At 40.5% G+C, this 11,907-nt stretch carries 11 protein-coding genes; 2 read left to right on the top strand and 9 right to left on the bottom strand.

All coding sequences use genetic code 11. The features are described from left to right. Positions 1-7: 7 nt before the first annotated feature. From fabG to PluTT01m_RS23980, 7 genes are all read right to left on the bottom strand, one after another. Complete coding sequence (gene fabG, locus PluTT01m_RS24010) at positions 8-751, bottom strand: 3-oxoacyl-ACP reductase FabG (protein WP_011148748.1); 744 nt, start codon at positions 749-751, stop codon at positions 8-10. A 56-nt stretch (positions 752-807) separates the two neighbouring features. Next, positions 808-1,623: a MaoC/PaaZ C-terminal domain-containing protein gene (locus tag PluTT01m_RS24005; RefSeq protein WP_011148747.1), complete on the bottom strand. Its 816-nt coding sequence runs from the start codon at positions 1,621-1,623 to the stop codon at positions 808-810. Then, positions 1,620-2,885 carry a beta-ketoacyl-[acyl-carrier-protein] synthase family protein gene (locus PluTT01m_RS24000; RefSeq protein WP_011148746.1) on the bottom strand — a complete coding sequence of 422 codons (1,266 nt, stop codon included), beginning with the start codon at positions 2,883-2,885 and terminating at the stop codon, positions 1,620-1,622. The genes PluTT01m_RS24005 and PluTT01m_RS24000 overlap by 4 nt, the downstream gene beginning before the upstream one ends. 155 nt (positions 2,886-3,040) lie before the next feature. Beyond that, a complete protein-coding gene (locus PluTT01m_RS23995; RefSeq protein WP_011148745.1) occupies positions 3,041-3,277 on the bottom strand; it encodes an acyl carrier protein in 237 nt (78 codons plus the stop codon). A gap of 32 nt (positions 3,278-3,309) precedes the next feature. After that, a complete protein-coding gene (locus PluTT01m_RS23990; RefSeq protein ID WP_011148744.1) occupies positions 3,310-4,500 on the bottom strand; it encodes a cysteine desulfurase family protein in 1,191 nt (396 codons plus the stop codon). Beyond that, positions 4,497-4,853, bottom strand: a complete 357-nt coding sequence (locus PluTT01m_RS23985; protein ID WP_011148743.1) for an iron-sulfur cluster assembly scaffold protein — start codon at positions 4,851-4,853, stop codon at positions 4,497-4,499. The genes PluTT01m_RS23990 and PluTT01m_RS23985 overlap by 4 nt, the downstream gene beginning before the upstream one ends. Before the next feature lie 16 nt (positions 4,854-4,869). Next, positions 4,870-6,048: a LuxE/PaaK family acyltransferase gene (locus PluTT01m_RS23980; RefSeq protein WP_011148742.1), complete on the bottom strand. Its 1,179-nt coding sequence runs from the start codon at positions 6,046-6,048 to the stop codon at positions 4,870-4,872. Between the two features lie 360 nt (positions 6,049-6,408). On the opposite strand from PluTT01m_RS23980, the gene PluTT01m_RS23975 reads away from it, so the two are divergent. Further along, positions 6,409-7,527, top strand: a complete 1,119-nt coding sequence (locus tag PluTT01m_RS23975) for a flavin-containing monooxygenase (protein ID WP_324251819.1) — start codon at positions 6,409-6,411, stop codon at positions 7,525-7,527. Between the two features lie 380 nt (positions 7,528-7,907). On the opposite strand, the gene PluTT01m_RS23970 is transcribed toward PluTT01m_RS23975, so the two are convergent. Next, the gene (locus tag PluTT01m_RS23970; protein WP_011148740.1) at positions 7,908-8,762 is read right to left on the bottom strand and encodes an AraC family transcriptional regulator; all 855 of its coding nucleotides are present in this window, start codon (positions 8,760-8,762) and stop codon (positions 7,908-7,910) included. Positions 8,763-9,342: 580 nt separating this feature from the next. After that, on the bottom strand, positions 9,343-10,224 hold the full coding sequence (gene ilvY / locus PluTT01m_RS23965) for an HTH-type transcriptional activator IlvY (protein ID WP_011148739.1): 882 nt from the start codon (positions 10,222-10,224) through the stop codon (positions 9,343-9,345). Between the two features lie 189 nt (positions 10,225-10,413). Between ilvY and ilvC the strand changes: the two genes are divergently transcribed. Continuing rightward, entirely contained in the window at positions 10,414-11,892 is a 1,479-nt protein-coding gene (ilvC, locus tag PluTT01m_RS23960) for a ketol-acid reductoisomerase (protein WP_011148738.1), read from the top strand. Positions 11,893-11,907 lie beyond the last annotated feature (15 nt).

The raw sequence follows: 11,907 nt of genomic DNA, 5'->3' as shown, positions 1-11,907 counted from the left end.
AACTGACTCAAGCGGTCATTCCTCCATCAATAACGAATGTTTGCCCGGTAATGTAGCGTCCTCCAGGGCTGAGTAGGAAATTGACTGTCAGAGCAATATCTTCTACTGAACCCAAGCGGCCCAGTGGGATGTTAGATAACAGTTTTTTCCTATGTGGCGCGGGGATATGAGCCAGCATTTCAGTGTCAATCAAGCCTGGCGCAACGGTATTGACCCGGACATTAAATCGGCCAACTTCAACAGCTAATGAGCGGGTAATACCGATCATGGCGGCTTTGGTGGCAGCGTAGTTAACTTGCCCTGAGTTAGCTTTAAATGCAGTGACTGAGCTCATATGGATAATGCAGCCTTCTCCAGCAGTAATCATTTCAGGGAGAAATGAGTGATTCACTAAATAGATAGAAGAAAGATTGGTGGAAATGACATTATGCCACTCTTCTTCTTTCATATTTATCAGCAATGCATCTTGTGTAATTCCGGCGTTATTGATGATGGCATAAGGAGCGCCATATTGTGAGATAAGTTCTGCTGACAATGTTGTGACTTCTTTCGCGTTTGAGACGTCACATTGATAGCCCTCACAGCGATAACCTTGCTGTTCAATGTCATGACACAATATTTGTGCTTCATTTATGCTGGATTTATAGGTAAAAACCACGTGATAGTTTTGAGCTGCTAGCATTTTTACTATGCCTTTGCCGATACCACGTGATCCACCTGAAATAAAAACCCAAGGGGTGCTGATATTCATTAAGTGATTCCTCTAAATTTATGCCATCCGTCTGCCAATACCGCATTCATCAGATTTTAGTTGGCAATCTGCTTTCTTTTTGTTGTTCCCATCAGACTCATCTCAACAACTAAAGAGATTTCGCCATTCAGCCAGATCGGGATTTCCAGCGTACCGTATAACGAACCATCAACGTCGAATGTATCTTTTGGTACGATCGTATATTCGATATTTGGCATTTCATCTGGGATTTGGCGATTAAGCAGCGCTGGAGAGAAACTCACGGTGTGCATAACATGCAAAACAATGAGATCTTTGAGGCATGTTTCATCATGTTCTTGTTTGCCAAAATAGGTTTTAAATTCTGTTGCTAGTGCAGTTTTGGCACTTTGCTGCATAAAAAGATAAAACATCAGAGCATCAAGAAAGATCCAGAATTCATTGACTTCCGGGAAGGTATGTTTAAATTCGATGGATTTTTTTATTGTCTCTTGTATGGGAACTTGGCAACGTGGTTTTTCGGGAAAGCTAGTTTTTTGTGAAAAATCGAAACAACTATAGTGACCAATCAGAGGTTTCAGGTTGGTTGTTTCGTCTTGCAGATTAAAGGTCGTTTTCCCATTCCGGTTAGTGTGCTTAGTTTTGACGCAATAGCAGGCATCCAGAGGTACGGGATTGCGTAAATTAACGTGCCACTGTCTGCCCATTTCCCGATTTAGTTGTGACAGATAATCGTATCCGCTTTTGAGCGGGATCATGGCCAGCATGCCGTGTACTGCAATACCACCTAACCCAACTTCTCTTGCGATTTTTTCATCAAAATGGATAGGATTGTAGTCTCCAGAGAATTTAGCCCATTGACTGAGATCTTTTTTGCTAAATTGAACGTTCATCTATCGGCCTTCCTGAAAATAAGTGCACAGTTTGTGCCACCGAATCCGTAGTTAACATTTAAAGCGGTGTCAATAAGTTGGTGAGTTCGGTGGATATTGGGGACATAATCCAGATCGCATAGCGGATCAGGGTTATTCAAGTGCATCGTTGCGGGAATCGTTGCTGTCTCTATCGCTTTGAGACAGAAAATGGATTCAATTGCTCCTGCTCCGGCAATAAGATGGCCTGTATAGGATTTTGTACTGGAAATAGGAATACGATAAGCGTGCTCGCCCAGGCTCATTTTTAGAACATCGGTTTCGTTAATGTCGTTTAATGGGGTTGATGTCCCATGAGCATTAATATAGTGAATATCTGAGGTGGAGAGTTTGGCCTGTTCCAGCGCCATCTGAATTGCCATGACCCGTCCTTTGCAATCTGGGGCCGGGGCGGTCATATCTGACGCATCAGAGTTATTGCCATAGCCAATCACTTCCGCCAGTATTTTAGCTCCCCTGGCAACAGCGCAATCATAGTCTTCAAGGCATAATATTGCGGCACCCTCCGACATAACAAAACCACTACGATCTTTACTGAATGGGCAGCAAGCCTTTTCGACAGATTCCTGTTCTTTACTCAATGCTCCAAGAATGTCGATACTCCAGACAATGAATGGATCTCTGATGCTTTCACCACCCCCTGCCAGCATCATTTTAGTGCGTCCACTGCGGATAAGTTCAAACGCATCACCTATCGCCATACTGCCGGTTGCACAAGCTGCAACCGGGGTATTTTGATATCCCCGTAAGTTCCAGTTCATTGAAATTGCGGCTGTTCCTACGCTGTGCATAGACATAATATTGGTCATCGGTGAAGCAATGCCTTGATCAGCATAGGAATGGCTGTTTTCAACGGTTGCATCTTCTCCACCCCAGCCAGTGCCAAAAATGACGCCGCGTTCAAAAGGCGAATAATTTTCGTCAAGAGCGGTTTTATCGTTACCAAATGCCATCTTGATTGCTTCATCCGCCGCAATCAGCCCAAGTTTGCTGAATTTGGGCAGGTTCTTTAATAACTTTTTGGAAAACCGTGATACATCAGGCGAGAAAGGGATATTACCGAAAAATTTAGCTACAACAGAAGCGTCTGGGTGTTCTTCCTTTTTGTAGCCTACACGATAATTTAGGATTGCATCCCAAATTTCTTGGGTATTTTGCCCAAGCGAACAGATAGAACCATAGCCTGTGACGGCAACGCGGTGATAGCCTGTTTGAATATTCATGAAACATTATCTCCAAAATTCATTTCCTGGTGACATGCTTTATTTTTTAACACAACCAAATAATAGGATTGGTAGATAAAAGCATCATAAAAATGAATGTTAGCTGTGTTGTGATATTGTCATAGACAGCTAACATCCCAGTGTATTCGTGATGATTATTTTGCTAATTCACTAACGTAATTGACAAAGTCACCGATTGTTGTCGTATTATCCCGCTGGAACTTATCGAAATTCAGTTGAATTCCCATTTCTCTTTTTAACGCAACCTGAATAGAAACGAAATCCAGACTCACTAAATGAATATCATCAAGTAGAGTGTCGAGAGTAATATCTTCTGGTTCGATATCGGTTAATTCAGTAATTTGAGATTGAAGTAATTCAAACAGTTTCATATTAATGTCCCCTAAAAATTTAAATTTTTCTATTATTCCTGGGTGATTAAAGATTTCCCTGAAATTTTAAGTAAGTTATACGTTTCTTGTTTGATGGCGTTAGCCAATATCTCAATATCATCTTGGCTTGTGGCATATCCGAAGCTGATGCGTACCGCACTATCAATACGATCATCGGGTAATCCCATAGCAGCCAGAACGTGAGAACGTTGGGTTGATTTGTTATTGCTACAGGCTGATCCTAAGGATAAAGAGATGCCGTGACGTAAATCTAGCCTGCTGGCTAGCGATTCAGCACGAATACCCGAGAAACTTAAATTGAGAGTCCAAGGTGCCTGAAACGCTGGATTGGTATTACCATTAATTAGGTAGTTAACATGATGTTGATCTAACCGAGATAGCAAGGTTGTTCTGAGCGTTTTGTAAGTATTGAAGCGTCCTTGCAAGCTGTTCAGTGATTCTTTAGCTGCCGCCGCCAGTCCAGCAAGTCCTAAGGTGTTCTCAGTGCCGCTGCGTACTCCTTGTTCTTGCCCTCCACCATGTAGCAAGGGATTTAATTGAATACCTGGTGCATGGTAAAGCCCGCCAATACCTTTCGGGCCGTTAAACTTATGGCCGGAGAAAGATATGGTCGTTACACCGGAAAGTGTGTCACAGCTAAAAGGCCGTTTACCAATAGCCTGTACTGCATCGATATGCAGATAAACACCGGCCTCTTTTGCTAAAGAGGCGACCGCTTCATAGGGCTGGATCACGCCGGTTTCGTTGTTAATCGCCATTAAGGTGATCAGACGGGTTTGTGGCTGCAAGTTTTCCTGGATACTTTGTACACTTATCCGTCCTTGATTATCGGGGTTGATCAGTGTTAGCTGAAGTCCGCGTTGCTGATACCAGAGTAACGGTGCCAGAACAGACGGATGCTCAATGGAAGAGCTAATAACATGATGAGCAGACAGATCCGAACCGGAAAGTGTTGCTAACAAGCTGGATAAGGCTTGGTTATTACTTTCGGTTCCCCCTGATGTAAACAGGATTTGCTCTGGGACTGTGCCCATCAATGCAGCCATCGATATTCTAGCGTCAGTGAGCAACTTTTTCGCCATGCTACTTAAGCTGTAGTGGCTAGATGGATTAGCAAAAACAGACATTGCGTCTTTAATCGCCAACTGTGCTTTAACACTTAGCGGTGTTGTGGCGTTGTAGTCGAAATATAGACTTGTCATATTTTTCCCTTTAGCTGCTCAAATAGCTTATGCAGCATATCAAGGCAGTGTTGCTGTGCGGGTTCTAACTCACCTAATAATGCATCTATGCCTTCAGGCGATAATGCATTCAATTCTTCGAGAGTCTTACCTTTAGCATGGCGACAAAACTGGTTAGACATTGCCAGGGAGGCGGTACATCCCCATGCACGAAAACAGGCATTATTTACCCGCCCTTGGTTATCTAATGTCAGGTCGATATCAACCTTGTCACCACATACAGGGTTACCTAATGCCAGTTTAATGGTGGGGGCGGATAACGTCCCCTGGCAATCAGGATTGCAAAAGTTGTCAATAATGATGTTGTTAAACATAATTCCACCTTGCTATTTATACTGCGGGTGTAGCTGAGGTACTTTCATCGTCTGACATTTTTCTCTCAAGGTTGACCGCACAGCAACCAAACTCTTTAGCAGCAGCGGTACGCATAACAAACTGAATTCGCTGAGAATTACGCCAGGATTTATTAGGATCGGTACGCAAGTAGACCAAATCTTCTGTCAGTAACATGCCGGGAGTGGAAACAGAGAGTGGATCTAAGATCACTAATTGTCCGGTTTCGCCATCAGGTAATTCACGTGTTAAATCGTTAGGATCACGGACGGAGAAATGAATATAAGGAGGAACATGCTTATGGTTATATTCATCTTCGATGGCAAGGACGTTTGCTTCAACCAGACCATACATATCACGATTCCGGGAAGCTGGAATGCCCATCCATTCTTCGATATCTGCATTCAATTCGCTGCGGGAGATCATATCCCCGGTAAAACGTTTCCAGCCGCCCATAGTAATTACCATGCTATCGCGATCTAAAGTGAGCTTGGTATTATTCTCTTTTAGGAACGTAATAAAACGATGGATCATGAATGGAGGGCCAATTAAATGCCGGGTGAATTTGCCTTTCCACTGGATTAATTGATTCAAAGCATCTTCTGGGGAGAAGTGGTCCTGATTAATCATATAGCGTCGGGTATCTAATAAACCCGTCAGGAAATTAAAGATTTTGACCAGTGCCATTTCTGGAATATCTTCTGTTGACGGGCATAAGCATAGGCCGGCACCGCCAGATACTTTGAACATACTGCGATAATTGGAATAGACAGCCAATACTGTATGATCCATCGTATCGTGGCAACGACGATAAACGCTAGGAATTCCACTGGTACCCGTTGAGCGCATTTCATGTTCGATTTCAGATAATGGTTTGCTTAATAAACGGTGACTTTCGGCTGATTTATAAGTTGCAACGGGTATGAGTGGGATGCGAACCAAATCATTATAGTTCTGGATATCTTCTGGTTTAATACCTTGTTTTTCACAAATATCTTTATAGTAAGGGTTATTATGATAATGGAAATTAAAAGCGTCCTTAAGCAAACAGGTTTTTAATTCCTGTTGTTCTTCTTTAGACAACTTATAGAGAAGGTCGACATCGGCTATTAGCCACTTCAACGGATTTCCGCCACGAGATTTTATACCGTCATATATATTTTTGATATTTTCCATTTTTTCATCTCCGGTAGGGTAAAGAGTAGATAAATTAATCTTTGCTTATTATAAGTTATAGCGATAAAGCATAAGTTACGTAGGCAAAAATGATAGTCATTAATAATTTATTTTTATTGAATAAATTGGCTATATTATTACTTTGATCATTATATGGATTTGTCAATATTGTTAAAATTATGCTAAAAATAGCTGATTTATTCAAAATATTCACTTTAGTGCGAATATGACCAGTTAATTCAAGTAAATTTTTTAATTGTCTTTTATATTTTTGTGAAGTTCGTTGTTTTTTGATCTATTGAATGTTCTTTTGTAAATTTTTTCATTGTCCTAAGATTGGGATAATGATAGAAATAAAATATAAATAAATGCCAAATTAAAAAACGAGTACGCATGATGAAAATGGATTGCTTAATTGTGGGTGCCGGTCAAGCCGGGTTAAGTTTAGCTGCTACCCTTGCGGCTAAGAATATTAATGTCTGCATATTAGAGCGGGAGGCACGTATTGGTGATGTGTGGCGCAGGCGTCCAGATAATATGCTATTATTCACTTCACGCGGTATGACTCAACTTCATGGCTTACCGTTCCCTGGAATTAAAGAAGGTTATCCAGATAAAAATGAAGTCGCTGATTACCTTGAGCGCTATGCTTCACATCATAACCTTGCGATACATACTCAAACCGAAGTGGTTGAGGTGAAGCACGATACAGATGGCTATCGTGTTAAAACAAAAGATGGAAAAGTATTTCATGCACCTTGTTTGGTTAATGCAACAGGGGCTAATCAATTAGTTGATATTCCGGCGCTTGCTGAGCGGTTTTCTACCGATATACAACAAATTACAGCAGATCAATATCGGGAACCTAAGCAAATTAAAACGGGCAGCCGAGTTGCTGTCGTTGGTGATGGTGCGAGTGGTCGTCAGATTGCTAAAGATTTGGCAGCAACTGCGAAGGTGACATTATTTTGTGGTTCCTCCCGTCCTCTCTTACCTAATAGAATATTGGGCAAAGATATCTTTTGGTGGTTAAGTAAAAGCGGTCTGTTATTTGCCAATTATTACAGTTTAGTCGGGAAAATTATGCGGCGGCGTAATCCTATCCCTTGTGGTGATCTGAAAAACCATCGATTAGCTGTTTTGGATATAAAAATAGCGAATAGGTTAGTTGATATAAAAGACAATAAATTATGTGATTCGTCCGGCAATCAATATGAGGTGGATACGGTTATCTGGTGTTTGGGGTATAAAGATGATACGGCATGGTTAACGCTTCCCGGTGCTGCGGATGCTAATGGATTCGTTTGTAAAAATGGTCATGCAGAAGGTGGGAAAACCCCTTATCCTGGGTTATTTATCGTTGGGCGGAAATGGTTGAGTAGCCGTGGTTCTGAATTGATGTTAGGGGCTTATAAAGACACTTGTCGGGTCGCTAAATGGGTAGAAAATTATCTGAAAGAGCATGTACCATTAAAATGAATGATTAATACAGAATAGTGATATTTTACTCTGTATATTTTATTTGTCGTGGATTGAGGGTTTATTGGGTAGTGTTTTTATGGTGTTGTTCTGAATTCTGTATCATTACTAACTGCCTATCCCATAGGGCTATTTTATTTGTCATTTTGAACCTGGGCAGTGCTCAAAATCCTCACGTACTACGTGTACGCTCCGGTTTTTCCGCGCTGTCCGTGTTCAAACTGCCTGCAACAATTACGCCTATTGGGATAGGCATTAAGAGTGCATAATATAGTAAATGTTCTATTAGGAATAAAATGATACAGAATCTCTAACATATTGATTTTGATAATAATGGTTATAAATATAAATTATTTATTTTAGGTAATTTATCAAAAATACTATTTATTCATAACCCAGATATTTTTCTTTGTAAAATTTAGACCTGTTAATGTTGATGATAAATTGAAATATTTTTGTTGTGCTTGTTGAATTCTGTTCTTACTGGCATGTTTTAATTCAGAGGGCCTTAATCCATATAGCGTCATACAGGTACGACTGAAGTGTGCGCCATCGGAAAATCCGCTATTACAAGCTAATAAAGTCAGTGAATCTGATGAATGTATCTCATCAATAGCATGATGCAGGCGTTTCCATAATAGATAGCTGCGGAAATTAGTTCCCATTTTTTCTCTAAAGAGATGCAAGAATCGACTTTCGGATAAATAGAGTTGATTTGATATTTCACGAGAGGATATACATTTAACCGGTAATTCAGTAATAAGAGAGGCTGCTTTTATGATTCGTTTATCTTGATAACAATGGCAATCTTCTATTTTACCTAAAAGGTTATTTAAGATGAAAATATCTGGAGAGGTTTCTGATTGTAAACAATTAGTAAAATAGTTTGCTATCAAACCAGATGATTCTTGATTTAAATATATTATATCTGAGCCTCTCATCTGATGTAGTAATAAATGACATAATGGGTTGGCTAGATCTATCAGTAGATTAAAACAGAGTTGCCCTTCCGAGTGTAATTTATGTTTAATATTAGAAGAAATAATGAATCCATGTGCTTGCCTCGATTCATTTTCAGTATCAATCCTCATGAGTGAATTATGTGGTGATACACTTAATTGGATGCAAGGATGATGATGCCATTCTGTTTGCATATTATAAGAGAAAACGAGATCTTGTAGATGGAATTTATAGAATTTAATAAAATACGGTGATTTGTCTATTTTGTGTAACATGATGGTGTCCTTTATTAAATTGTTGTGTGTATTTTAATTAATTGTTTTATATAATTATTATAAATCTTTGGTGTTATTTTTTAATTAAATTATATTAACTGATTAAATAATTATTATTAGTTACTATATCATAGGAATACTATTAAATAATTATTATGACGTTACCTCCTATAGTATCTGGGAAAAAATAATTTCACTATTGGGAAATATTGTTATGACATGGCATGGAGAATTATTTTCCACTCTGTTTATCGCTGGTGGAATATTCGATTTTTGCTAGCCAATCTTAACAATATCTGAATAACTCAACGTTAAATAGCTACTATCCACTTGATATAATTAAAAGTATTTTCTTTAGCGACATAATTAATGACCAAAAATTTAATGAGGAGCCAATATTTTCATATAATTATTTTGATTGGTTATAACTTATATTAAACATATTATCATGAGAACAAAATGGTTATATTTTTATGTTCTTTGTGAATTAGGCCACATAAATTATAAGTATGTTGGCATAATACCGAAAATAGGTTACATCAGGCTTGTAATGAATAAAAAGACCTGTTAACGCAGTTTGTTATAACAATCCCCAAAACGCTTTAATCAAGGGTTCATTAAGCCGTCTTCTCTGTACGCACATACCTAATTCAAACGGCTCTACTAAAGAAATATTGTCCAATAAAGATATGCGACTGCGTACCGGTTCAGGGCTGTTTTCTACAACGACATTGGGAATTAATGCTACTCCACAACCCAATGCAACCATAGAAACAATGGCTTCATGACCGGACACGGTAGCGTAAATTGATGGGTTGGTAATTTTATGGTGACGGAACCAGTGCTCAATGCGCTTACGTGATGGGCCGTGTTCCGGCAAAATGAAGGGAATGTTATTCCAGTCAGGGGACTTTTGCATTACAAGTGCTCGTACAGCGCAAGGGAGGGAAGGCGCAATCAGTACCAGTGGGACTTCACCCATTTTGGTGAAGCTGACATTATCTGGTAGTTTTTCCGGCTTACCGGCGATGCCTAAATCGGCATCATTAGACTGTATCTTATTGACCGCATCTGCGGCATCACCTGTGGTGAGTTTAATTTCAACCATAGGATGTTCTGCACGAAAACGGTCTAGGATCTGTGGTAAGTGACTGTAGGCCGCGGTGACCGAACAAAACAGACGTAACTCACCACTTAGAGATGGGCTTTGTTGATTCAAGGAATGCTTTAGTTGCTGATATTGTAACAGTGTCTGTTGGGCAAATTGTTTAAATTGCTCGCCGGCAAAGGTCAGTTTTACGGTGCGATTATCTCGTAAAAATAATGGATGTCCCAAAATATCTTCAATACGCTGAATTTGGCGGGATAATGTGGATGGACTGACATGCATTGCTTTTGCTGTGTGGCCAAAATGGCAGCTTTCAGCCAGATGTAGAAACAGTTTGAGATCACGTATATCCATAGCCCATTCTCCTTCTCCTGTCCAATAGTCTGTGTTGCATAAAATGCAATATAGTATTGTTAATATATCAATTTAAGCAATGGCTTTCATGTCATATATTGAAAATATATAAACACCTCACAGGGTGAGGAAATCTAAAAAATAGTCGCAGCACTTCATTGCTGAGCACAACATGATACGGAGTCACTAATGGCTAATTATTTTAATACGCTGAATTTGCGTCAGCAGTTGGCGCAGTTAGGTAAATGTCGTTTTATGGCGCGGGAAGAGTTTGTTGATGAGACAGGATATTTAAAAGGTAAAAAAGTGGTTATCGTCGGTTGCGGAGCGCAGGGGCTGAATCAGGGCCTGAATATGCGTGACTCCGGTCTGGATATCGCTTATGCCCTGCGTAAAGAGGCCATTGAAGAAAAACGCGCTTCATGGCGTAAAGCAACGGAAAATGGTTTTCAAGTCGGTACTTATGAAGAGTTAATACCGCAGGCTGATTTGGTGATTAACCTGACACCAGATAAGCAACACTCTTCTGTTGTTAGCGCAGTTCAACCGTTGATGAAAGAAGGCGCTGCACTGGGTTATTCTCACGGCTTAAATATTGTTGAAGTCGGTGAACAAATCCGTAAAGACATCACGGTGGTGATGGTAGCGCCTAAGTGTCCTGGCACCGAAGTGCGTGAAGAATATAAACGGGGTTTTGGTGTGCCTACTTTGATCGCAGTTCACCCGGAAAACGATCCGAAAGGTGAAGGTATGGCAATCGCTAAGGCATGGGCCGCGGCAACGGGCGCGCATCGCGCTGGTGTTCTGGAATCTTCTTTCGTGGCTGAAGTGAAATCCGACCTGATGGGTGAGCAAACTATTCTGTGCGGTATGTTACAGGCTGGTTCACTGCTGTGTTATGACAAACTGGTGGCAGATGGTGCTGAGCCGGGTTATGCAGGAAAATTGATCCAGTTTGGCTGGGAAACCATCACAGAAGCCCTGAAACAAGGTGGTATCACCCTGATGATGGACCGTCTGTCTAACCCGGCAAAACTGCGAGCGTATGCGCTGTCTGAGCAGTTGAAAGAAATGATGACGCCGCTGTTCCAGAAACATATGGATGATATCATTTCTGGTGAATTTTCCTCCGGTATGATGGCTGACTGGGCCAATGATGATAAGAAACTATTAGGTTGGCGTGAGGAAACCGGTAACACTTCGTTTGAGAATTCACCTGAATATGATGGCAAAATCAGTGAACAGGAATATTTTGATCACGGCGTTTTAATGGTTGCTATGGTGAAAGCGGGGGTTGAACTGGCATTCGAAATTATGGTTGATACCGGTATTATTGCTGAATCTGCCTATTATGAGTCTCTGCATGAATTACCGCTGATTGCGAATACTATCTCTCGTAAACGTCTGTACGAAATGAATGTCGTTATTTCTGACACAGCAGAATATGGTAACTATTTGTTCTCTCATGTTGCGGTCCCACTGTTGAAAGAGAAGTTTATGGGTTCGCTACAGGCGGGTGATTTAGGTAAGCCCGTTGTAGATAACGGTATTGATAACGCCCAGTTGCGCGATGTAAACGAGGCTATTCGTCACCACCCAATTGAAGTTGTTGGCCGCGTATTACGTGGTTACATGACAGATATGAAACGTATTGCAGTTGGTGGTTGATATTGATAAAGATAA

This window comes from Photorhabdus laumondii subsp. laumondii (genome assembly GCF_003343245.1).
GTDB classification, from domain to species: Bacteria; Pseudomonadota; Gammaproteobacteria; order Enterobacterales; family Enterobacteriaceae; genus Photorhabdus; species Photorhabdus laumondii.
Note: the sequence above shows the minus strand (reverse complement) of the source record. Positions and strands in the feature narration are given on the sequence as shown.

Excerpts from the sequence above, each read along its gene's own strand:
- fabG (WP_011148748.1), bottom strand. The coding sequence starts at position 751 with ATGAATATCAGCACCCCTTGGGTTTTTATTTCAGGTGGATCACGTGGT.
- PluTT01m_RS23980 (WP_011148742.1), bottom strand. The coding sequence starts at position 6,048 with ATGGAAAATATCAAAAATATATATGACGGTATAAAATCTCGTGGCGGA.
- PluTT01m_RS23990 (WP_011148744.1), bottom strand. The coding sequence starts at position 4,500 with ATGACAAGTCTATATTTCGACTACAACGCCACAACACCGCTAAGTGTT.
- PluTT01m_RS24005 (WP_011148747.1), bottom strand. The coding sequence starts at position 1,623 with ATGAACGTTCAATTTAGCAAAAAAGATCTCAGTCAATGGGCTAAATTC.
- PluTT01m_RS23985 (WP_011148743.1), bottom strand. The coding sequence starts at position 4,853 with ATGTTTAACAACATCATTATTGACAACTTTTGCAATCCTGATTGCCAG.
- PluTT01m_RS24000 (WP_011148746.1), bottom strand. The coding sequence starts at position 2,885 with ATGAATATTCAAACAGGCTATCACCGCGTTGCCGTCACAGGCTATGGT.
- ilvC (WP_011148738.1), top strand. The coding sequence starts at position 10,414 with ATGGCTAATTATTTTAATACGCTGAATTTGCGTCAGCAGTTGGCGCAG.
- PluTT01m_RS23995 (WP_011148745.1), bottom strand. The coding sequence starts at position 3,277 with ATGAAACTGTTTGAATTACTTCAATCTCAAATTACTGAATTAACCGAT.
- ilvY (WP_011148739.1), bottom strand. The coding sequence starts at position 10,224 with ATGGATATACGTGATCTCAAACTGTTTCTACATCTGGCTGAAAGCTGC.
- PluTT01m_RS23970 (WP_011148740.1), bottom strand. The coding sequence starts at position 8,762 with ATGTTACACAAAATAGACAAATCACCGTATTTTATTAAATTCTATAAA.